Here is a 23,803-nt window from a genome sequence, read left to right as displayed (position 1 = left end):
AGCAAGTAATATGAATCAAGGAAATTATAAGAACAACCCTTACATTATTGGTCGACCAATACATGTACATGAAAGCAAGAAGTTTTTTGGTCGTGAAAGTCTATTCCTCTTTATTGAAGATAATTTAAGTCAAGGTGTAAAAGTCATATTGTTGCATGGCCAAAGACGTATTGGAAAATCTTCTGTACTTAAACAGATTCCCAATTTTATTCAGCTTGACAAATTTGTTTTTATTCAATTTGATCTGCAAGATAAAGGTAGTTTAAGTCTGAGTGATATTATTTATGATTTAGCTCTAAAAATAAATGATGCTTTTAGTAGAGATGAAGATGAGTTGGTATTACCAAAAAAGATAGAATTTGAGCGAAAACTAAATTTATTTTTTGATGAATTTATCCCACAAGTTTATCAGAGGATAGGAGATAAAAATATAGTATTATTACTTGATGAATTCGATGTTGTCAATAATGATTTTTTTCCATATTTAGCAAGACTTATAAATGATGTACAAGTAAATTTATTTGTTATCCCAGTAATTGGGAGATATCTTCATGATTTACCCAACTTGCAAAGGTTATTTAAAGGTGCGCCACACCAAGAAATTGGTTTACTAGATAATACTAGTGCTAAACGAATGATTCAGAATCCTGCTAAACGAGTTTTGCAATACCAACCAGAAGCAATAGAGAAAATTATAGAACTCTCAGCAGGGCACCCATGTTTTACTCAAGTTATTTGCTCTGCTCTTTTTGAACAAGCAAGAGAAAATGATAGATGGAACATTGAACGTGCTGATGTAAAATTTATTTTAGAAAAAGCAATTGAAAAAGCTGATTCTTTTTTGCAGGGTTTTTGGGATGTACTAACCGTTGAAGAAAGAATTATTATGTCAACTGTGGCAGAGGCTCAAAAAATAGCTATTGAGCAAAGAAGAAGAACTCCAGAAGAACCATTAGATTTGCTTGCAAAAAATGACATAAATCAGACAGAACAGCTATCTGATGCATGGGAAAGATTAATTAAAAACCGTTATTTATCTGATGACGGACGCAAAGTCACAGTGGAATTAATCCGTCGTTGGTTACTACAATGTCATTCACTACAAAACGAAATCCAAGGTTTAAAAATTCAGGAATCAGAAACACAAAAAAATCAAAATCTTGAAGATATTGTTAATAACTTAATCACAATAGCAATTTTTTGGTCTGAACAGAAAAAATACAATTTAGCAATACAGCATTATGAACAGGCTCTAGAAAGAGATCCTAATAATCTTAATATTAAAGGGTCTTTGGCTGAACAATATTTACAAGCAAACAATTTTTTTAAATCTTTAGAACTTCATCAAGAACTTTTTAAAATTGATTCTCAATATTACAAAGAAGGATATTTAGATGCGCTTTCAGAATATGGACATCATTTAACAATTGAAAAAGAATACAAATTAGCGAAAAAACAATACAACAAAATCTTAGAAATTGAACTTAACAAAAAATCAGCTAAGCAAAGAATTTTAGAAATAGAAATTTATGAGAATAATTCTAAAACTATCTTACCAGATAAAAATAATTTTTTAAATGAACATATACAGGAAAAGCTAAGATTTGTAATTAGAAATTTTAGAACAACATTAACAGTAACAACAGTTTTAGTTTTGGGAACTGTAGGTTTAAGTTATGTTATTTCTCAGTTTTTATCTGAATGTTCTCCTGGTCAAGAGAAAGAGTTTGGTCTTTTTTGTATAAAAGATAAGAAAATAGTTAGTAATGGCGATCGCACTTTTTTTCCTAAAATTAAAAATATTGCTCGTGACCAAGGAATTCAAGCCTTTAAAAAACAAGATTATAAACAATCAATTAAGTTATTTCAACAAGCTATAGCAGCTAAGCGCAACGATCCAGAAGTTTTTATTTACTATAATAATGCCTTAGCCTATGACAAGGGAAATTATTTTACATTGGCAGTAGCTATTCCAGCAGATAATAATACTAACTTTGCTCAAGAGATATTACGCGGTGTATCACAAGCACAGCAAGAGTTTAATAATAAAAATGGCTTAAATGGTCGATTGCTAGAAATTAAAATTGCCAACGATGCAGGTCAACCAGAACAAGCTAAAGAAGTAGCTGCCGAGTTAAGCAAAGACAATTCAATCTTAGGAATTATTGGCCACTATAGTTCTGAATCTACCAAAGCAGCCCTGCAAGAATATAACAAAATCGATATTCCGATTATCTCTCCAAGCAGTACTAGTACACAATTACAGGGTAGGAATTTTTTTAGAAGTTTACCTTCTGATGCTGCTGGGGGAAAAAAATTAGCCCAATATGCTTTTAAGAACTTGAATTTAAGAAATGTAGTGATTTTCTCGAATCCTGAGAGTTCATACAGTAATAGCATGCGAGAAGAATTTCAACATCAATTTGAAAATATGGGGGGTAAGCTGGTTCACAAACCACTTATTAACTTAGCTGATACTTCATTAGATGTAAATGCAGAAGTTTACAAAAGTATTTATCAATATAAAGCACAAGCAGCTATCTTGATTCCAGATGCGCTACGTGCAGATGCTGCTCTCAAAGTTGCTAGAGCAAACCAGGAACTAGTTAATCAATCCCAATCTCAAAATGGAGCTAAAGTAGGACTGAAGCTTTTAGCTGGAGATATTCTTTATAGCGATGAAACCTTAAGTGAAGGTACAAATGCAGTAGAAGGTTTAATTACAGTTGTTCCTTGGTTTCGCGAAGCACCACAAGCACAAACCTATGCTCAAAGAGCATTCAAGCAATGGGGAGGAGGAGTGAGCTGGCGAACAGCAACTAGCTACGATGCTACGCAAGCTTTTATTCAAGCTTTGTCTGCTAATTCTACTCGCGTAACAGTTATCGAAAAACTAAAAATTGTTAATATTTCTCCAGATAATACATCTGGAGATCCACTTCAATTTGATTCCCAAGGAGAACGACAAACAGAGCCAGTTTTAGTTCAAATCCAAGGTGGAAAGTGGGCTATGTTACAGTCAAAATAAACGAGCGTAAAATAGATTATATCATTCCCTATTAATCTACGGTTAATTTTATGGTATTTCGGAGAAACCCTTATATAATTGGTCGTCCAATCGATGAACCAAAACTACTTTTTGKACGACAAGGTTTGTTTGATTTTATTAAAGATAATCTAAGTCAAGGTATAAAAGTAACTTTGCTGCATGGTCAAAGACGTATCGGTAAGTCATCTATTATTCGTAATATTCCAAAATTTGTTCAATTAGAAGACTTTGTTTTTATTGCTTTCAATTTAGAAGATTATTATGGTGAAAATCTATATAAAATATTAGCAGAATTATCTAAAGAAATCATTAATACTCTGCAACTAAATGCAGAAAAGATAAAGCCACCTAGTATTGTAGATTTAGAAAAAGACGAATATATCTTTTATAGTAAATTTTTGAATAAAGTTTACGAGCAATTAGATGGTAAAAAAATAGTTTTTTTACTAGATGAGTTTGAAGCATTAATGGATGAAGCTTCTGCATTACTATTGGAGCAATTTTTGACCTATTTGAATTCAATAATTGAAGTAGAAGAAAAACTATTTTTGATTATGTTTGCAGGTAGACAATCAACAAATATGCCAAATTTGCTCAATGATTTTAAGGGTGCTTCTACCTGTGAAATCGAGTTTTTAAATGAAAATAGTGCTATACAGCTAATTACCGAGCCTGCTGAGGGAATTTTAGAATATGAACCAAAAGCAGTTCAAGCCATTATTGAACTATCAGCAGGACATCCTTATTTTATTCAAGTCATCTGCTTTGCTATTTTTGTCAGAGCTAGGGAATTAGATAAATGGGATATTAACCTAGAAGATATAGATAATATTGTTGATAAAGCAATTGAGAATGCAGAAGCAGGACTAGCATGGTTTTGGGAAGGACTGACTATTCCAGAAAAAGTTGTATTTTCTGCCGTTGCAGAGTTTCAAAAGATAGCCCTTGATAAATTTCAAACAGCTCCAGACAGTCCATTAAAATTACTTCAAACATACGGAAAAGTAAAAATAGAAATTATAGAGCAAGCAGTTAAAGAGCTTGTAGACTATAATTTTTTGGATAAAACAGGTGACAGAATCAAAATTGAATTAGTACGTCGTTGGTTGCTACAACGTCATCCATTACGACAAGAAATTAAAGAGTTACAAAAATTTAATCAAGAAGATATTGGTACAAATCCTGAAGCTAAAAAATATTTACCTGTAGAGAAAAAAAAACAGAATAGCCTAGCTAATTATAATCAAAATTGGACAGAAAATTATAGTACTTTCAATTCAGCATTGGTTTGGTCTGAAGGATACTTTTACCAAGAAGATTATAAGACAGCTTTAGAACTTTACGTTCAGGCTGATAGAGCAGATTCTATCAGTAAAGAAGGATTTTTACAAGCTATTGAAAAATATGTAGATAAATTGAAGCAACAACATCGTTGGGAAGAGGCAAAGGATTTAGTTAGCAAAATATTAGACATAGAGCCATTAAGGTTTTCTGCAAAAGATAAAAAACGAGAGATTGAAATTTCCGAAAAAGAAGAAAAGTATCAAAGGATCTCAAAGACAAGATACTATTTTCCAGCCAAATGGAGGTTATCCAAAAGGATTTATGTCATTACTATAGCAGGATCAATGGCAATTTCTAGCATTGCAGGTCTAGGAATTAGCCGTTTGTCAACACCATGTTTGGCAAGTGAAAATAAAGTATTAGGTGTTTTCTGTGTAGAGAATCCAAGAGTTAATTTAAGTAGTGGTGATCGCACCTTTTTTCCTATAATAAATAATCCCTATCGTGACCAAGGTATTCAAAGTTTTAAAAACCGTAATTATCCAGTTGCCGTTAAATTATTTGAACAAGCAGTACAAAGTGATCGCACAGACCCAGAAGTATTAATTTACTATAACAATGCTCGTGCTAACCAAAAAGGAAATCCTTTTACATTAGCAGTAGCTGTCCCCGCAGATAACAACTCTAGCATTGCTCAAGAAATATTGCGCGGTGTAGCACAGGCACAGCAAGAGTTTAATCAAAAAAATGGTTTAAATAGTAGATTACTGCAAATTAAAATTGCTAACGATGGAGGACAACTGAAACAAGCCAAACAAGTAGCTGCTCAGTTGATAAAAGATGATTCTATTTTAGGAGTCATTGGTCATTACAGTTCTGAATCTACAAAAGCAGCCTTAGAAGAGTATAACAAAATAGATCTGGCGATTATTTCTCCAACGACCACTAGTACACAATTACAGGGTAAGAATTTTTTTAGGAGTTTACCTTCCGATGCTGCTGGAGGAAAACAATTAGCGAAATATGCGTTTGCTCAAAAGTTAATAAAAGTAGTGATTTTTTCTAATCCTGAGAGTTCATACAGTCAGAGCATCAGAGAGGAATTTACAAAGACTTATGAAATCGTGGGAGGCGAGGTGCTGCACAAACCACAAATTAATTTGGCTGATACCTCACTAAATATGGATTCAGAAGTTTATAGAAGTATTTATAGAGACAAAGCAGAAGCAGCTGTATTAATTCCAGATACCAGACATATAAATATTGCTCTCAAGATTGCTAAGGAAAATCAGGATATAGTTGATAGATTCAAATCTCAAAATATAAACAGACCTGGGCTAAAGCTTTTAGCTGGAGACACACTTTATAGCAATGATATTTTAAGTCAAGGTGGAAATGCAGTAGAAGGTTTAATTGTAATTGTTCCTTGGTATAACGAAGCGCCGCAAGCAATAAAATTCGCCCAGAAAGCCAAAAATCTATGGGGAGAAGAAGTGAGTTGGCGAACAGCAACTAGTTACGATGCTATGCAAGCTTTTATTCAAGCTTTATCTATTAATTCTAATCGAACAATAATTCTCGGAAGATTGGAAAAAGACAATTTTTTGATTAAAGAAACTTCAGGCTATCCACTTAAATTTAATTCTGAGGGAGAGCGGCAAAGTGAGCCAATTTTATTACAGATAAAAGATGGGAAGTATGTTGCAGTACCATAGTGAGTTATGATAAAAATTTTAGATTTGGGATTTTGGATTAAATAAAAAATCTTAGTTCTAAAATCTAAAATTTAAGGACTCGTAACTCTTAACTTTTTTGATGTCACTAACGATTGTTGTCAAAATCGGTACTTCTAGCCTTACTCAACCAGAAACGGGACAATTAGCACTTTCTACCATCGCCACCTTGGCGGAGACACTCTGTCATTTAAGACGCCAGGGACATCGGGTGATTTTAGTTTCTTCTGGGGCTGTAGGGGTGGGTTGTGCGCGGTTGGGTTTAACCGAACGTCCGAAAGCGATCGCCCTCAAACAAGCTGTAGCAGCAGTTGGACAAGGCAGGTTAATCCGTATATACGATGATTTATTTAATACTTTACAACAAGCGATCGCTCAAGTATTATTGACTCGCAGCGATTTGGTACAGCGCAGCCGCTATCTAAATGTATACAATACTTTTCAAGAATTATTAGGACTAGGAGTAATTCCCATAGTCAATGAAAATGATACCGTAGCAGTAGAGGAACTAAAATTTGGCGATAATGATACCCTTTCAGCATTGGTTGCTAGCTTAGTACAAGCTGATTGGCTATTTTTGCTCACCGATGTCGATCGCTTATACTCGGCCGATCCGCGTTCTGTGCCAGATGCCCGGCCGATCGCTTTAGTTAGTAGCATTAAAGAATTAGCTCAATTACAAATACAAACAGGTTGCCAAGGTTCTCAATGGGGCACCGGCGGTATGGTAACAAAAATTTCTGCTGCGAGGATCGCGATCGCCGCTGGAGTGCGGACTGTAATTACCCAAGGACGATTTCCTCACAATATAGAAAAAATTCTCCAAGGAGACTCGATTGGGACGCATTTTGAACCGCAACCAGAACCAACTTCTGCGCGTAAACGTTGGATAGCTTACGGACTTGTACCTGCGGGAAAATTGTATTTAGATGAAGGTGCGATCGCCGCAATTTCTTTAGCAGGAAAATCGTTATTAGCAACTGGAATTAAAACAGTAGAAGGAGAGTTTGACACACAAGATGCTGTGCAATTGTGTGATATCAACGGTAATGAAATTGCCAGAGGACTTGTGAATTATAACAACGATGAACTGCAAAAAATTCGCGGACATCATTCACGGGAAATTTCCACAATTTTAGGCTACGCCGGTGCGGAAACTGTGATTCATCGGGATAATTTGGTTTTGACTTAGGATAGAAATAAGTGAGTATTAACTGAGAGAGTAAAAAATATTATGACTCAAACGTTAGAAAATTCTCTCAACTTACCAGAAGAACTTTTTAAGAATGTGATAACAAAGAAGGCAGTTGATACATGGAGTGAAAAACACGCGCTCCACATGCTTCGAGTAAAGTAGCCTCACTTTGATTGCTGTAACCTAAAACTCTCATCCCAGCAGCAACACCGGCACGCACACCCAAAATGCTATCTTCTACAACAGTGCAAAATGAAGCTTCAAACCCCATATTTTTAGCTGCATGTAAGAACAAGTCTGGTGCTGGTTTCCAGCTGCCGATTTCATAAGAACTAAAGATGCGCCCTTCAAATCGCGGTAGCAGATTAGTGACACCCAAAGCTAACTTAATTTTTTCCGGGGGACCACTGGAAGCCACACAAATAGGTAAGTTTATTTTGTCTAGAGCCGCTTCTATGCCGTTGACAGGAAGCAGTTCGCGCTCGAATGCTTTAGCAGTGCGGGCACGAAACTGAGTCACAAAATCTTGTGGCAGGTTTTCTCCCAGCCTTTGCTCAATAACCGCAATACAATCAGCCATTTTGCAACCCTTAAATAACAAAATGGCTTCTTTAAGTCCGAGTACTAGTCCGAACTCTGCAACAAATTCGACAAGAATACGATTGCCCAATGTCTCGCTATCTACCAATACCCCATCACAATCAAAAATTACCAGTTCTGTTTGCACTTATACACTCCGTACATAGCTTGAGTACCAGTATTACCATAAATTTTTTACAAATCCGAGATGCTCATTATAGAAGCGATCGCCACCGCCCCCCACAACGGCGCATCATCACCCAATGCCGCTGGTACAATTTCAAAATCAACTTCCGGTAAAGCTGTCTCCCGCGCCACCTGTCGCACCACCCGCCAAAAATCCTCGCCCGCCTTTGTCACGCCACCCCCCAACACGAAGCGCTGCGGATTCATCAAATTCGCCACATTTCCAATACCCACACCCAGCGCCCAAGCAGCCTTGTACAAAACTTGCTTAGCCACATCATCTCCACAGGCTGCCGCCTCACTTACCAACTGTCCCGTCAGTAACGTTAAATCATTTTCCACAAAACCCCTTAAGACCTCTCCACCTCTGTGGGGTTGATTTTCTAAAACTTCCMTAGCATTCTGTGCCATATAAGGCCCCGAAGCCAAACGTTCCACACATCCCCGCTTCCCACATAAACATACTGGCCCAGCAGGATCTACAACTATATGTCCAATTTCACCAGCCATTCCACCCACACCCCGCCAAGGCTGGCCGTTGAGTATCCAACCACCACCCACACCAGTGCTGACAGTTATATAAAATAAGCTATCGTAACCCTGTCCTGCACCAAAGCGATGTTCGCCCAAAGCCGCAATGTTAGCATCGTTATCTACACCAACACCCACACCAAACTCCTCCTCTAACAAGTCTTTGAGCGGAATATTTTCCCATCCAGCGACATGATGGGATAGTCGCACTATCCCCGTGGAAGCATCTACAGGGCCGCCAAAGCTAACACCGATGGCACTCACTTTTGTATCTTTTACTAAAGAGTAAATCAGCGATCGCATAATTTCCAAGTCAGTGCTAGCATCTGCATTCGCTGGTGAAAAGCGGCGTTCATAGCGCAACCACTTTCTTGAGCCAATATTTACTAATGCAGCCGCTAATTTAGTTCCGCCAAAATCGAGAGCTAAGATTAATGTCATTGTCTATTCTCTTCTTAAACCATTACACAACGTAGTTTCTCTCTCAAAAAAGATGTTTGCCCTCAAGATACATTTAACACTAGAAGAAACTACACTATTATTTAGCAACTGATGACTACTGAGCAACCAAATCCACTCATTGATTTCTCTGACGCCAAAAAATCTCCTCGCTCTCTTGAGCTTGATAAACAAACAGCACTGATTAAACCAGAATAAGTTAGTAAAGATGATTTTAATAGCCAAGAGGAAAGCAAAGAAAATCAAAGGGAGCCACAAATAATAATTGCCAATGTTCCAGGTAGAGTAGTTGTCAATCCAGAAGATGATAATTACTAATCTATTCACCTGTTTTTGAGTCAAGTACCCCATTGATAAACTGTTGCAAGCGTTCATAATGCGAACCTTTCCAATAAATGCGATCGCAATCTTGGCAGCGTTGAAATTCATCAATCTGCACTCGCACCTTTTCTGGCACTTGTTCAACAATCGATTGTTTATCTACAGGTTCTAATAATCCATTGCAGCGCAAACACCTTTGAAATGGTGAAACTAATTTAAATAGGTCGAAGCGTTGCAATACTTCTAGGATTTGTTTGTCAGGGTTAGTATTTCTCACATAATACCCATGCGTTACCAAACTACGCATTAATAAACCCTTATCACGAGTTAAAAGAATTCGTGCTTGGTTGTCAGATATCTTTGCTAATTCCTCATCCTCGTAGTCATTGCGGTATAAAGTATCAAAGCCTAAAAGTCGTAGAGATGTTGCTAGTTTGCCTAAATGAATATCTAAAACAAAACGAATAATACTCAGGGATTTTGGTGATACAGAAACACTTGGTGTTATATCACTCCTACTAGAAATCGGATAAACATTAATAATATCTTCGTCTGCAACAATGTAAGAAAAATCTACATATTCATCATTAACTTTTATAAAATCAATTTCTGGATGAGGAACGCCCAATGACTCGATCATATCTTTAATTGAGGCTCTCTCCTCAAAATAATGGGAAATTCTCACTTCCTTTTGCTGCCGTGGTAAAAAATGATTCAATTCTGCGTGAAAGTATAAGTATGCGATCGCCATAATCATAAATCTTTGGATTAGTCATTAGTTACAGTTGGTAGCCAGGCTGAGCGCAGTTGATACAATTGCAAATAATTCTCTATTATTTGAAAAGGATCTATTCTTGCTCTTGTAAAACCTGTTTACCATGAATTCCCTATTTACCTTAATTTAACTAACTTCTTGGAGATGAAAAGTTGTAAAGATAATATAAAGATTATCAAATACTTGCATTTCTTATTGACTTCAGTTACAGTCAAGGCAGCTATCTGAAATCAAACCCTGATGTAATTTTCAGGAAGTTAGTACTATTGCCTTATAAGTCACGCACTCAAAAGTCAAAGGTTTACACTGAGCAAAGTCGAAGTGTCAAAACAATTGTATTTTTGGCGGGCTATTTTGGAGACAGGAAGTAGCTGACCGCAGGGCATGGTCTGTTTATTTCCACGCCCGCTGTATTAAATTAGGTAACAAAGTAAACACTAGGTTTGTTAACGCTGAAATTAGTGATGGTGCTAAATAATCAGTCACTAATCTCAATCGTTAACATATCGCCCATCGAGTACAGCGTACTAAAGCATTTACCGTTGAATCTAGGGATGATTCTTGTAGGGTAGGCATTTCGCCCGCTTTGGAATACAACTGACGGGTAAGACGTAGCACCTTTTTGAGGATGACGCGAGCATTGTAAATCAGCTTGCTTGCTATTAACTTCTGTCTATGCCACAAAACTAACAAAATCATCCCTCAAACCTAACTATCTTTATTTTTCTCATTCAATTGAGAACATTTTGCAATATATGTATGGAAAGATAGATTAAAATGTATCAGTAAGGGAAAATTTATGAAATACCAAATAATAATAAAACTAGATACAAAATTAACATCGCTCTTAGAGAAAAATATCTTTTGACAGCGTTTTATCTTTCTTATGGAGAATTAACTAAATGGCAAGACATTAATCAATAATAATGTTAGAAAATAACTAAAAATTTTAACTTTTATATACATATTGTTCTTTTTATTTATTGTAATTATGAATATTTTATTAAAGAACAAAAATGTAGTTCCTCGTACCTTTTGTCCAAAAAATACACTAATGAGTATAGTTAGATGAACACCTTTTTTTGTTCTGATTCTTCACGGCAAGCAGCAGAAGATATAATTGGTACCGCCACCAATTATCAAACTTATATTTTAATTGAGTGTCCGCCACCTTGGACATCAGAAGCGTTTAATTCTAAATGGGTGCCCAATAATTTGAGGATTTTAGTTGAGGAAGTGAAGCGTGCTAAACTACCGATTAGATTCCTCTTAATTGCTAATGATTTTTCTCACAAAGTCAATAAAACTACGCTTTTGATTTATCAAAGAAAAGAAGGGTTGAGTAATGGATATCAAAAGCAAGAGATTATACTAGCAAATATTGAGCAGGTAGCAGCAGTTTTACAAAAATGGTTATGGGGTATTGGTTCTAATTCTGAGGTTGAAACTACTGCAACTAGAGATATTTTAGTTTGTACCCACGGTAGCCATGATAAGTGCTGTGCCAGATACGGAAATCCCTTTTATTTTCATGCTACAGCAACTATTTCTAATTTGAACTTAGACAATGTGCGGATTTGGAAATCATCGCATTTTGGTGGACATCGCTTTGCACCAACAATTATAGACTTGCCAGAAGGAAGATACTACGGTGTTCTGGAGCAAGATTCATTCAGATCAATTTTGACTCGTAGCGGCGAAATTCAATGCTTGCATACAGTGTATCGAGGTTGGGGAATTTTGCCGGCTGCACTTCAAATTTTGGAGAGAGAATTAATTTTCACTGAAGGATGGGATTGGTTGAACTACAAAGTTGTAGGCAAAATCTTAGAGCAAAGTTTAGATAATAATACGATTTTAGCTGAGCTAAGTTTTGAAAAAACTTCTGGTTCTCTCTACACTTACCAGGCTAAACTTGTGAAAGATGCTACCAAGATTAAAAAACTTAAGAGTTCATGCAATGCTGTACAAGAGTCAGTGATTACTAAATATGCTGTAGCTAGTATTTGGCTTACTTGTAGTAAGGTAATGACTTATAGTACCTAAATAGGAGTCAGAATAATTCGTAATTCGTAATTCGTAATTACAAATTACGAATTAATAATTATTCGTTCATACACGATTCATTCTGAATTCTTGCTAAGGCATATTTAAGACTTTTCGTAACAGTACTTGGTCTTCTAATTTGGCTTTTAAACGACCATTTTCTATATCTCGAATCCAGCTTTGGCTTTTACCTGCAAGCTTTGCTAATTCTCTTTGAGAGAGATTCAAATTTTTTCGCGCTTCCGAAACCTCTTCACCTAGTAAATCACCTGTGGTGGCGGACTTCCTTTTACTTTTAACACCTCGCCGCTGCTTTTTCTGTGATTGTGAGATTTGTTGTTCCCATTCTGCTGGTAGTTCAAAAGCCAAAATCCGCGCATTCATTAGCAGATTCCACTTCCCACGAGGACCTGTATCTGTTAGGCGAGTTTCAGCCCCGCCGTCATTAGTCCAGAATTCCAATGCTTCATCTGGATCTTCGGGAATATCCATTAACTTTGCCCACAAAGGTTGGATTTCTGGTGGGTAGGTAACTGGGTCGAAAATTGGTTTCATTCCATAATGATTGAGAACTTCCAAATCGTTTTCAAAAGTTCGTAGCAGGCGTTTGCGTTCTTCCCGTTGTCTGGATGCAATGGCGACTTTTTCTTCACCGTAAGCAACACGCAGCAAGGTAGGAACAGTAATGCGTTGTTCTTTACCCATTTTAGTTTTAAACAACAACCACAACATTAGTCGGACTGCTCCTTCATGTTGTTGCCAAATGCTCATGACTGTAGTTAGCAGCGTTTTGGGGAGACTACCATATTGATAGAATGCAGTTCGCTCTTTACATGCTTGTTTGTTTAAGAAATATTGTGCCCAAATACCGGCTTTGACTTTAAAAGTTAGCCCAATCAGATATTTGCAGCCGAGAGCATCTTCTTGAAAATGGTGCTGAATGTCCACCAAGTGCCATAAACGGGTTCCTGTAACAGAAAATCCGTTGACTCGACCTTGTTGAGGCCAGTCGATGGAGATAATTAGCGAGCAAGCTTGCTGCACAAGATTTTTCATCAAAGCTAGCTTGGCAGCTTTGTTTAAATCTTTGCGTTTCTCCATCCCCAAATATTTCTCAATTTGGCGCTCATCGATCGCAAATTCCTGTTCCCAAGGTCGATCTAAAGCTGTAGCATAAGCTGCAAAAATTAGATGTATGCAAGCAGCTCTGATATCTAGCCCTTCAATTGCTGCTAAATCTGTCGCTTTATCGCTCACCTTGAATGGATCTTGGATATGGAAAGCGATCGCTCCTTTACCTTGGTTAACTTGTCTGCCATAACATAAGTAACCCTCTTCATCAGTTTCCCAATGTAAGGATGTGCGTTGCGCCAGTAGATTACAAGCTTCCCAAATCGCGATCGCCGAAGCAAATGGATTATTCTTTCCGTTAGAAAATAAATCTAAGCTGGTAGCATCTCTCGGCTCAATTTTACATCTACCCTTTTTTACCTGCCAAGGAATGGGAGAATTAGTTGGACAAGCTATTACACATTGTGGTTCTGGATAATAACCCTCACAATTGTTACAAAGACAAGGATCGATCCAGTAATCATCATCCTCTATTTTGATTGCACCCGTAGGACATTGGGGGCGGCAGTTGTCACATCCAACGCAACTGTTGTTAGGAATCGTATAAGGCATATGGCTCTGTTCCCACTCTAATCGTTGAGATGTCTGGCTCAGGTCTCCCCTGGATGAGTCCTGTTTATTTATCACTCGCTACCACATGATCTTTCTGGTAAGAAAAATCTTTTCTTACCTCAGCTAAAACACATATTCACTTTATTTGGTTGTCATTTGTTAGTTACTAATGACCAATGACTAATGACTAATGATCAATCACTAATACTTCTCTACCTTGGGCTGCGCCAACAGCTTCTCCTAAAGGAGACCCTCTTGCTAGCTTGCTTAAGAGCAAGGGTACGATCAGTACAAGTGACCAATCACCAATGACAGACTTAACCAGAGAATGTGCAAATTGGATGCATACTAGCTTGCTAAGTCCCCACATCCATCTGCTTGACTTTGCATCCAAATTGAAAGCTATTTAAGGCTTTCAAACCGAGCCTAGTATTACTTCTTTATTAAATATACATTTCATAAATTAAATAATTAAGTTGTTCGCAATGAGCTTAGAAAAAAACCTTAACATTTATTTAATTATGTAGTTAATGAACATTTCACCTTTAGCCGTAGAACCTTACCCAAAGTCTTTTTAGTCAAAATTTAAGCCAATAACAATTCCTTGTTCGCTGATTTATTAATAATTTTAATATTTAAAGCTTCATAATATTCTGCCATAAAGTTTACAGTTTCTTCATGATAAGCTCTTTTTCATCTAGTGAATCAAGGAAAAACAATAATCTTTACTTTGTCAGTATTTATTTAGATATTTTCATAAAAAATAAATTCAAAATTGTTGTTTGAAAAATACATAATGCAGATATAAAAATGTAATTAAAAAACATTTAATTTTGTATATAATGCTACTGTTATTATCTATTTTTTGGTCTCAATATTAAAATATTTGAAAAATAATATCATCATTTTTATAGATAAATTTAGAGCTTCAGGAAACAATAGTTATTGCTAGTAGAGGCTTTGATAAACATTTCACTATTCAAACTTATATCATAATTATTGGCAATAAATTTCATTTATCAAAATCAAATTAAAAAGAATTTAGTTTGAAATGAAAGCTCATGAAAATTTGATGATTAAAAATATTATTAAATCTTGGAAATTAAAGAATTAGGATAATATAATGATTAAAGTAGGAATAGATTGTCAGGCAAAATTGCCGAGGATTAATTCATGGCACAACTAACAGGTTTAACATTTGGTGGTAAGACTTGGACACCAAAATTTGCTCAAGAAATTGACAAAGACAAATGTATCGGCTGTGGCAGATGTGTTAAAGTATGCGGATACAATGTACTAGGTTTGAAGGCACTCAACGAAGAAGGGGAATTTGTAGAAGACGAAGATGATGATGAAATTGAACGGAAAGTAATGGCAGTTAGTTATCCAGAAAACTGTATTGGTTGTGAAGCTTGTTCGCGGATTTGTCCCAAGAACTGCTACACCCATGTTGTATTAAATAATTAAGGTTTGTGGAGTTAGTCAATATTGTTGTTCATCTAAGGAGGCACTGTTTGTAAAAAGGGCAAATGCCCTAAGCAAGGTAACTAGAGGGGAATGCCAGTGCCGCTGTGCGGAAGTCAAAAATCAAAAGTCAAAAGGCAAAAGGCTTTTATTTTATGCTTTATTGCTGTTTGCAATGGTAGCTTTATTTCCGTGCTGTTGTACTTAAGATTTACTGGAACTAGATAAAAAGTTCATAGTAGACAAATCTGTAAATCACAAAATGTTAGTTATTGACAATTTTAAACTTGCTGATAATATAGCCTAATCAATATTAGGACTAACAGTGTCCTCTGAACAACTAGCTTTTCTGGAAGCAGGTGAGCTTCCTTTGTCATAGGAGTTGAAATATAATTGATAATTTTATGGGGGAAAGATATGAAAAAATCTGGAAGTTTCCCCCATTTTTTATAGCTGCACGTTAGAAAGTTAATAAGTGAAAACAAAAAACACTGCCCTGTGAAAGGGAATGGGCAATGGTGAAGTCAAAAGGTAAAAGGCAAAAGTAAAAAGAAAAGAATATGAGTACATCTTTACTTTTTATTTTTTACTTTTTTATACCCAATACCCAGAAAATCACACCTGAAAAGACGGTTTACAGAGCAGGTAGGATGTATGCAACAAGTTCCTGTTTCACTATGGACTCTGGTTGCTGGGATAGTAATCACAGCAATTAGTATTTTGATTGGTCAAAGCCACACTCTACTGCCGGTACAAGCATCGCAACAAGCGCCTTTGGTAGACGGTTTTTTCAACGTTATGTTTACCATCGCCATTGCTTTGTTCTTAGTAGTAGAAGGAACAATTATAATTTTTTTGGTTCAGTATCGTCAGCGTCGGGGAGATGACACCGATGGCATACCAGTAGAAGGCAACTTACCTTTAGAAGTTTTTTGGACAGCAATCCCAACACTAATTGTCCTCGGCTTGGGCATTTACAGTGTAGATGTTTTTAACCGCATGGGAGGCTTTGAACCTGGAGATCATCCTCATTTGCCGGCTCATGTTGCTCATATGCCAGGAAGTGCGATCGCAGCCACATTAAGCGACACTTCTCAACCAACAACTGCTCCAACAATTGGAATTGGCGCGTCTCCTAAGGTTATAGGCAAACCAGCAGATTTAGTGGTTGATGTTAAAGGGATACAGTACGCTTGGATATTTAACTATCCTGAAAGTGGCATTACCTCTGGGGAATTGCACATTCCTGTTGGTGCAGATGTGCAACTCAACCTTTCAGCAGATGATGTAATTCACTCATTTTGGGTGCCAAACTTCCGCCTGAAGCAAGATGCCCTTCCTGGTATCCCTACCGAACTACGATTTGTTGCCACCAAACCAGGTACATATCCGGTAGTTTGTGCTGAATTGTGTGGTGGTTACCACGGCTCAATGCGAACACAGGTATTTGTTCACACACCAGAAGAATATAAGAGCTGGTTAACAGAAAACCAGGTTGCTCAAAAGCAAAACTTGGATCAAGTTGTAGCGCTTAACCCTGCTGAGTTATCAACATCAGAGTTTCTCGCCCCTCACATCCACGATATGGGGATTAGTGCTGCAACTCTAGAATCAGTTGTTAAGAGTCATTAGTCATTGGTCATTGGTCATTAGTCATTAGTAACTGACAAAGGATAAATGACAACAGACAAACAACGAAAGACAAAAATATGACACAGGTAGAATTTCCACCCAACACTCCACCGGAACAAAAGAAACCGGAAATGGCTGTTGCCCACACGTCTCATCAAGAAGCGTGGAAATGGCAAGACTATTTCACATTTAATATTGACCACAAGGTTATTGGTATCCAATATCTAGTAACGGCGTTTGTGTTCTATTTAATCGGCGGACTGATGGCGATGGCTATCCGCGTCGAATTAGCAACACCTGATGCAGATTGGTTAGACCCCAATTTGTATAACGCTTTCATGACCAATCACGGGACGATTATGATCTTCCTGTGGATTGTTCCCAGTGCCATTGGGGGATTTGGTAACTTTTTGGTACCCTTGATGATCGGTGCTAGGGATATGGCTTTCCCGAAGCTAAACGCGATCGCCTTTTGGCTAAACCCACCAGCCGGTGCACTGATATTAGGTAGTTTCATTTTTGGCGGTTCGCAATCGGGTTGGACAGCTTATCCACCTTTGAGTTTGGTGACAGCACCCATCGCCCAAACCATGTGGATACTGGCGATCGTTTTGGTGGGAACTTCCTCAATTTTGGGTTCGCTGAACTTTGTGATCACCATTTTGATGATGAAGGTTCCCAGCATGAAATGGGATCAGCTACCTTTGTTTTGCTGGGCAATTCTAGCAACCTCCGTCTTAGCACTCGTCTCCACACCTGTATTAGCAGCAGGTTTAATTCTGCTGTTGTTTGACCTCAACTTTGGCACCTCCTTCTTTAAACCAGATGCAGGCGGTAACGTTGTAATTTACCAACACTTATTCTGGTTTTATTCTCACCCGGCAGTATATTTAATGATTCTGCCCATCTTCGGCATCATGTCCGAAGTGATTCCAGTCCACGCCCGCAAGCCAATCTTTGGTTATAAAGCGATCGCTTATTCGAGTTTGGCAATCTGCGTTGTCGGTCTGTTCGTCTGGGTACACCACATGTTTACCAGCGGTACACCCGGTTGGATGCGGATGTTCTTCACCATCTCGACTCTGATAGTTGCAGTTCCCACTGGTGTTAAGATTTTCGGCTGGGTTGCTACCCTTTGGGGTGGTAAGATTCGCTTCACCAGCGCCATGCTTTTCGCCATTGGTTTGTTATCGATGTTTGTCATGGGCGGCTTAAGCGGCGTGACAATGGGAACAGCTCCCTTCGATGTTCACGTCCACGACACCTATTATGTTGTGGCACACTTCCATTACGTTCTATTTGGCGGTTCCGTGTTTGGCATTTATGCCGGCATTTATCACTGGTTCCCCAAAATGACCGGACGGATGTTGAATGAAACCTGGGGTCGCATTCACTTTTTCCTCACCTTGATTGGCACGAATTTAACCTTCCTACCCATGCACGAATTGGGTTTGCAAGGAATGCCGCGACGAGTTGCAATGTATGACCCCCAATTTATCGACCTCAATCAAATTTGTACCTTCGGTTCATTTGTTTTGGGGATATCAGTAATTCCCTTCACGATCAATATTATTCAAAGTTGGCTTAAAGGACGCCCAGCAGGCGATAATCCTTGGCAGGCTTTGACCTTAGAATGGACAACTAGCTCACCACCCGCGATTGAAAACTGGGAAGTCTTGCCAGTTGTCACTCACGGCCCTTATGACTACGGTAATGGTCATGTTACTGAATTACAGCCATCAACGACATCGGAAGCTAATGCTTAGTTAGTAGAGTCAGTAGCGCTATTTCTTTAAAGGTGACTGAAATTTCTAATCATGTGATTTGAGAACTCACAACTCTAGGCTTGGAACTCAGAACTCCAAGCTTAGAACTTGAAACTTCAAGCTTAGGGATTTTCAAATCAAAAAAAATTCAACTTTTCTTGTGGGGTGGGCGTCTCGCCCGCCTGTAAGCAAGGGCGGACAAGATGTCTACCCCACAATGATTGAATAATTCATTTCTCGGTAATCCCTTAGAACTGGAAACTTCTGGTTTAGAACTGGAAACTTCTGGTTTAGAACTGGAAACTTTTCGTCTAGAACTAGAAAGTTCTTGTTTAAAACTGGAAACTTCTCGTTTAGAACTAGAAACTTCTCATCTAGAACTGGAAACTTCTCGTTTAGAACTGGAAACTTCTCATCTAGAACTGGAAACTTCTCGTCTAGAACTGGAAACTTCTCATCTAGAACTGGAAACTTCTCGTTCAGAACTGGAAATTTCTATTTATTTATGGGCAGGCTAGTTAAAAATCATGCAAGATATTTTAGCTTAGTCCCAAGTCCCAAGTCCCAAGTCCCCAGTCACTTTTTTGCCAACAAATCTATGACTATAGCGACAACAGAACATAACAGTGCAGAACATCACGAACAACATCCAGATTTAAGAGTTTGGGGACTGTTAACATTCCTCGTCTCTGAATCCCTGATGTTCGGCGGACTTTTTGCTACCTATTTGTTTTTCCGCAGCAGTACAGCAGTTTGGCCTCCAGAAGGAACAGAAGTAGAACTATTGTTGCCAACGATTAACACCATTATTCTGGTGTCCAGCAGTTTTGTGATTCACTTCGGTGATACGGCAATTAAAAAGAATAATGTCAAGGGAATGCAACTATGGTACACAATTACTGCCATCATGGGGGCAATTTTCTTGATTGGTCAGGCTTATGAGTACGCAACTTTAGGATATGGTCTGACTACCAATATCTTCGCCAACTGCTTTTATTTAATGACAGGCTTCCACGGTTTGCACGTTTTTGTGGGACTGTTATTAATATTAGGTGTGTTGTGGCGATCGCGTCGTCCCGGTCAATATTCTGCAACAAATCACACCTTCATCGAAATGGCAGAAATTTACTGGCACTTCGTAGACATTATTTGGATTGTTCTTTTCAGTTTGGTGTATATTCTTACGCTGTTTTAAAAGTGAGTGGGGAGAGACGCGATAACCCAAGTCTTTCCAAGAGTTAGGAATTATTTTCTTTGTCTCCTCTCCCCATCTCCCTATCTCCCCATCTCTCTATCTCCCCAATCCCCATTTCCTAATATGCAACTCGAACCAAATAAATTCTCATGGTTTCAGGTTCCTGAGGATATCAAAAATTTATTAATTTTAGCTGCAAACAACTGGGAAAATACATCAGAATCCGAAAAATATATTCACCAAGCTTTAGATAAAACTGGTGAAAATACAGATGTCTTAGTAGCAGCATATAGATTCTTTTACTATAAAAATAATTATTCTTTAGCACTGCAAACAACAACCAAATTATTAGATAAAATTAAAGAACTAGAACAATTACCTGAGGAATGGCAGCAACTTAAGCCGATATTAGTCAATCGCAAAGAAGATCCACAAATTCGATTGTACTTGAATGCTTATGCTGCTTCTGGATTGGTTCTAGCAAAGTTAGGAGCAATAGAGGAAGCAAAAGAAATCAGCGCCAGAGTCAAAGAGATAGACGCAAAGCATGATTTTGGAGCCGGAATTCTCTTGGATATTTTGACACATCCAGCAGAAGAAGACGATTAATGAATATGTGGGGATTAGGAATTGAATATTGAGAAAGTATTCCTAATTTATTTCCTAGTACCTAATCCCAGTCCCCAGTCCGTAATCCCTAGTCCCTAATTCCCTTCTTAAATCAAGGTGAACACTCATGAACAATTGGTTATCTACTTCATCTTCCTCTTACTCGCTTTTAGGAACTACGAGTAATAACAACTCTATTTTTCCTGTAATCTACATTCCTACTACACCTCCTGTGGAAACTTTTCCTAATGTTTCTCCGATTATTGTCATCCAATCTTCTCATATCAGATTTTAAAAGTTATGCAAGGTAAGGATTGGCTAATAACGGCAGATGGTGAGTGTCAAGCCTGTAAGTCTGTCAGAGGATGGGATTTATTGAGAGATAATTACCGCCTGTATCGGTTTTTAACTGAGGTGGAAGATGTTCTCAATAGTGCGGAAGATGAATCGAGTTGTTTGCCAGAAATGCGGATGCTAGTCAGGCGCTTGATTGTCAATTCCTACTGGGTGCGGAGTCAATATTTAGAACCTTCTGCAAAAACTGGAACCTCTGTTTCACTCCTATATGATGAATTGGGTTTTCCATTGACAGTGCAAGTAGTAACATTTGCACCAGGAACTCGCTCGAATATTCATAATCATGGAACGTGGGGAGTAGTGGCGGTGTTAAAAGGTCAGGAAAAAAATACTTTTTGGCAACGCACTCATAGCTCAGAATCTCAGGAGAAAATTGAATATAAGGGAGAAGTGGCTCTTTTTCCAGGAGATATTATTAGCTTTGCTTCCAATGCAATTCATAGTGTAGAAGCACTGGGTGATGAACCAACTGTGACTTTTAACGTTTATGGCGAAACCACTCCGAAAGAAAGATTTGAGTTTGACTCTGTTACCCATAAGGCGAAGAATTTTTGATAAGAAAAAATTCCCAAGTCTGGAGTCAGACTGAATTTTATCCGAGTGGTAAATGAATAAACGGTGAAACACCAGACTCAACAGTTATCAATTATCAGTTATCAGAAAACTGCTGAGAATTGATAACTGATAACTGTTAACTATCCCAATCCCCCACTATCAAGATTGCTAAATTCTTCTTCAATTAGGAATCTCAAGATTATTTGCATGGATTAGTAGTTTGTGCTGTCTTTGGTAAAGCGCCAACTACGAACAATTGAGTAATTAAGAGGTAGTTACATGGCAAGAGTAATTTTTTATAGCAAACCAGGCTGTAAAGGTGGTACTAAGCAAAGAGTTTTGCTCACAGCTGCTGGTCATGAGGTGTTAGCATACGATTTGTTAACAGAACCTTGGACAGTTGAGCGGTTGCGCTCATTTTTTGGCGATCGCCCCGTAGCTGATTGGTTTAATCGTTCTTCCCCACGGATAAAATCTGGTGAAATAGTTCCAGAAAAAATTGAAGCCCAAACTGCTTTGATGCTGATGTTGAGAGATCCGCTGTTGATTCGCCGTCCTTTGTTAGAAGTAGGCGATCGCCGTGAAGTCGGATTCGATGTGGAAAAGATTGATGCTTGGATTGGTTTAAACCCTGTGGATGAATCCTTGCGAGAAATTAGCGAAAATCTGATGAACCAAAATTTGCAAGGCTGTGCCCACGGTGGCGATCACAATCATCATCATAATGAGCAAGGTGGTTGTAAGCATCATGCTGAAGAACAGCAAAAGCAAGGCAGTTGTAACCATTAGTGATGGTGGTTTTTAAGGACTGTGTTATCTAAAGACAACCTTGTGCATTGTTAATGCATCGACTTGCATTGTTAATGCATTGACCTGCATTGTTAATGCATTGACTTGCATTGTTAATGCATTGACTTGCATTGTTAATGCATCGACTTGCATTATTAATGTATTGACTTGCATTGTTAATGTATTGACCTGCATTGTTAATGCATTGACTTGCAAAAATTAACACGCTGTTTGTTGAGAGCGTTTTTTAATCACGAGTAAAGGGCACAGCATTGCTGTGCCCCTTCTTTGATTCATATTAACGGACGCTAGCAGTTTCTAAGGACAAGTCTTGAAACATTGGGGTGCTGAGGTAACGTTCGCCGAAAGAAGGCTGAATCATTACAATTAAACGTCCAGCATTTTCTTTTCGTTTACCTACTTGAATTGCAGCACATAAAGCTGCACCAGAAGAGATTCCAGACAATAAGCCTTCTTCTTTTGCTAACCGTCGCCCGTAAGCAATGGCTTGTTCGTCGCTGACTCTAATTACTTCATCAACTAATTCCAAGCGCAGAACATCTGGAATAAATCCGGCGCCAATACCTTGAATCCTATGAGAGCCGGCTTCACCACCAGAGAGGACTGGGCTGTTGCTGGGTTCAACTGCGATCGCTTGGAAAGTTGGCTTGCGGCTTTTAATTACCTCTGCAATCCCAGTAATCGTCCCACCAGTACCAACTCCGGCAATGACGATATCCACTTCCCYATCTGTATCAGCCCAAATTTCTTCGGCGGTGCTTTCGCGATGAACTTTCGGATTAGCAGGGTTACGGAATTGTTGCAGCATAAAAGCATTGGCAGTATTAGCTACAATTGTTTCGGCTTTTTTGATTGCTCCCCGCATTCCCTCAGTACCCGGTGTCAACTCTAAAGATGCCCCATAAGCTCTGAGCATAGCCCGCCGTTCATGGCTCATGGTTTCTGGCATCGTCAAAATTAATTTGTAGCCCCGCGCCGCTGCTACCATCGCTAGAGCAATTCCTGTATTACCAGAGGTAGGCTCTACTAAAATAGTTTTCCCCGGCTCAATTAAACCCTCTGCTTCTGCTGAGAGTACCATACTTATGCCAATGCGGTCTTTGACTGAAGCCGCTGGGTTCATACCTTCGAGTTTGACAACTATTCTTGCTAGTACCCCCTCAGCTTGAGGAATTTTGTTCAGTTCAACTAAAGGAGTTCCTCCAATAAGTTCTGTTACATCTTTAGCAATCCGCATTATTTAACTCCTAAAATCCTAAATCTTAGTGCAGAGTATCTATTTATAACGATAAACTTTTATGTATTGATTTTGCGGCTGAGTAATGAGAATTCAAAAACTACAATTCAGGAATCTAAGAGTTACAGAATTACGATAAATTTGTTGAATCAATATACCAATCATCCAATGTTCCTGAGAAATTTGGAATTTTTAACGGCAGTTGCTCGTTTATGGAAACTAAAGAGACTGCACCGCCTCTTGCTTAGGGTTGAATTCTTACCTGGAATGTAGATGAGTGTATCTACTATGTATTTTAACTCAATCACCAAATATATAAGTTTAAGAAGAACTTTTT

At 38.1% G+C, this 23,803-nt stretch carries 20 protein-coding genes; 13 read left to right on the top strand and 7 right to left on the bottom strand.

What is annotated here, in order from left to right; genetic code table 11:
- Positions 1-10 precede the first annotated feature (10 nt).
- From FCR06_RS01215 to proB, 3 genes are all read left to right on the top strand, one after another.
- Positions 11-3,028, top strand: a complete 3,018-nt coding sequence (locus FCR06_RS01215) for an ABC transporter substrate-binding protein (RefSeq protein ID WP_138497036.1) — start codon at positions 11-13, stop codon at positions 3,026-3,028.
- Positions 3,029-3,078: 50 nt separating this feature from the next.
- Positions 3,079-6,048: an ABC transporter substrate-binding protein gene (locus FCR06_RS01210; RefSeq protein ID WP_138497035.1), complete on the top strand. Its 2,970-nt coding sequence runs from the start codon at positions 3,079-3,081 to the stop codon at positions 6,046-6,048.
- 100 nt (positions 6,049-6,148) lie between these two features.
- The gene (gene proB, locus FCR06_RS01205) at positions 6,149-7,258 is read left to right on the top strand and encodes a glutamate 5-kinase (protein ID WP_138497034.1); all 1,110 of its coding nucleotides are present in this window, start codon (positions 6,149-6,151) and stop codon (positions 7,256-7,258) included.
- 88 nt (positions 7,259-7,346) lie between these two features.
- Here proB and FCR06_RS01200 read toward each other — a convergent pair whose 3' ends face one another.
- From FCR06_RS01200 to FCR06_RS01185, 4 genes are all read right to left on the bottom strand, one after another.
- Entirely contained in the window at positions 7,347-7,988 is a 642-nt protein-coding gene (locus FCR06_RS01200; protein ID WP_138497033.1) for an HAD-IA family hydrolase, read from the bottom strand.
- A 47-nt stretch (positions 7,989-8,035) separates the two neighbouring features.
- Positions 8,036-8,998 carry an ROK family protein gene (locus FCR06_RS01195; protein ID WP_138497032.1) on the bottom strand — a complete coding sequence of 321 codons (963 nt, stop codon included), beginning with the start codon at positions 8,996-8,998 and terminating at the stop codon, positions 8,036-8,038.
- 337 nt (positions 8,999-9,335) lie between these two features.
- Positions 9,336-10,088 carry a Mut7-C RNAse domain-containing protein gene (locus tag FCR06_RS01190; protein ID WP_138497031.1) on the bottom strand — a complete coding sequence of 251 codons (753 nt, stop codon included), beginning with the start codon at positions 10,086-10,088 and terminating at the stop codon, positions 9,336-9,338.
- A gap of 522 nt (positions 10,089-10,610) precedes the next feature.
- Positions 10,611-10,811 carry a hypothetical protein gene (locus FCR06_RS01185; protein ID WP_138497030.1) on the bottom strand — a complete coding sequence of 67 codons (201 nt, stop codon included), beginning with the start codon at positions 10,809-10,811 and terminating at the stop codon, positions 10,611-10,613.
- 369 nt (positions 10,812-11,180) lie between these two features.
- On the opposite strand from FCR06_RS01185, the gene FCR06_RS01180 reads away from it, so the two are divergent.
- Positions 11,181-12,158: a sucrase ferredoxin gene (locus FCR06_RS01180; protein ID WP_138497029.1), complete on the top strand. Its 978-nt coding sequence runs from the start codon at positions 11,181-11,183 to the stop codon at positions 12,156-12,158.
- A gap of 93 nt (positions 12,159-12,251) precedes the next feature.
- Here FCR06_RS01180 and FCR06_RS01175 read toward each other — a convergent pair whose 3' ends face one another.
- Positions 12,252-13,841 carry a helix-turn-helix domain-containing protein gene (locus FCR06_RS01175; RefSeq protein ID WP_138497028.1) on the bottom strand — a complete coding sequence of 530 codons (1,590 nt, stop codon included), beginning with the start codon at positions 13,839-13,841 and terminating at the stop codon, positions 12,252-12,254.
- A gap of 1,173 nt (positions 13,842-15,014) precedes the next feature.
- Here FCR06_RS01175 and fdxB point away from each other — a divergent pair.
- The 9 genes from fdxB to FCR06_RS01135 all read left to right on the top strand — a co-directional run bounded on the left by fdxB (position 15,015) and on the right by FCR06_RS01135 (position 22,208).
- Entirely contained in the window at positions 15,015-15,308 is a 294-nt protein-coding gene (gene fdxB / locus FCR06_RS01170; RefSeq protein ID WP_138497027.1) for a ferredoxin III, nif-specific, read from the top strand.
- 651 nt (positions 15,309-15,959) lie between these two features.
- Positions 15,960-16,937 (top strand): cytochrome c oxidase subunit II, encoded by a 978-nt coding sequence (locus tag FCR06_RS01165; RefSeq protein ID WP_138497026.1) that lies wholly within the window; start codon positions 15,960-15,962, stop codon positions 16,935-16,937.
- A 77-nt stretch (positions 16,938-17,014) separates the two neighbouring features.
- The gene (gene ctaD / locus FCR06_RS01160) at positions 17,015-18,703 is read left to right on the top strand and encodes a cytochrome c oxidase subunit I (protein ID WP_138497025.1); all 1,689 of its coding nucleotides are present in this window, start codon (positions 17,015-17,017) and stop codon (positions 18,701-18,703) included.
- 221 nt (positions 18,704-18,924) lie between these two features.
- The gene (locus FCR06_RS01155) at positions 18,925-19,221 is read left to right on the top strand and encodes a hypothetical protein (RefSeq protein WP_138497024.1); all 297 of its coding nucleotides are present in this window, start codon (positions 18,925-18,927) and stop codon (positions 19,219-19,221) included.
- Between the two features lie 80 nt (positions 19,222-19,301).
- Positions 19,302-19,898 carry a heme-copper oxidase subunit III gene (locus FCR06_RS01150; RefSeq protein ID WP_138497023.1) on the top strand — a complete coding sequence of 199 codons (597 nt, stop codon included), beginning with the start codon at positions 19,302-19,304 and terminating at the stop codon, positions 19,896-19,898.
- Positions 19,899-20,021: 123 nt separating this feature from the next.
- A complete protein-coding gene (locus tag FCR06_RS01145) occupies positions 20,022-20,507 on the top strand; it encodes a hypothetical protein (protein ID WP_138497022.1) in 486 nt (161 codons plus the stop codon).
- A gap of 127 nt (positions 20,508-20,634) precedes the next feature.
- The gene (locus FCR06_RS32335) at positions 20,635-20,802 is read left to right on the top strand and encodes a hypothetical protein (protein WP_189523291.1); all 168 of its coding nucleotides are present in this window, start codon (positions 20,635-20,637) and stop codon (positions 20,800-20,802) included.
- 5 nt (positions 20,803-20,807) lie between these two features.
- Positions 20,808-21,419 (top strand): cupin, encoded by a 612-nt coding sequence (locus FCR06_RS01140; protein WP_138497021.1) that lies wholly within the window; start codon positions 20,808-20,810, stop codon positions 21,417-21,419.
- A gap of 279 nt (positions 21,420-21,698) precedes the next feature.
- Positions 21,699-22,208, top strand: coding sequence for an ArsC/Spx/MgsR family protein (locus FCR06_RS01135; RefSeq protein ID WP_138497020.1), 510 nt, complete (start codon positions 21,699-21,701; stop codon positions 22,206-22,208).
- Positions 22,209-22,232: 24 nt separating this feature from the next.
- Here FCR06_RS01135 and FCR06_RS01130 read toward each other — a convergent pair whose 3' ends face one another.
- Together FCR06_RS01130 and cysK are read right to left on the bottom strand one after the other, a co-directional pair.
- Entirely contained in the window at positions 22,233-22,424 is a 192-nt protein-coding gene (locus FCR06_RS01130) for a hypothetical protein (RefSeq protein WP_138497019.1), read from the bottom strand.
- 82 nt (positions 22,425-22,506) lie between these two features.
- Complete coding sequence (cysK, locus tag FCR06_RS01125) at positions 22,507-23,466, bottom strand: cysteine synthase A (RefSeq protein WP_138497018.1); 960 nt, start codon at positions 23,464-23,466, stop codon at positions 22,507-22,509.
- Positions 23,467-23,803 lie beyond the last annotated feature (337 nt).

Origin of the sequence: Nostoc sp. PA-18-2419 (assembly GCF_005869855.1) — a bacterium.
Lineage (GTDB): Bacteria > Cyanobacteriota > Cyanobacteriia > Cyanobacteriales > Nostocaceae > Nostoc.
This window is presented reverse-complemented; position numbering and strand designations above follow the sequence as displayed.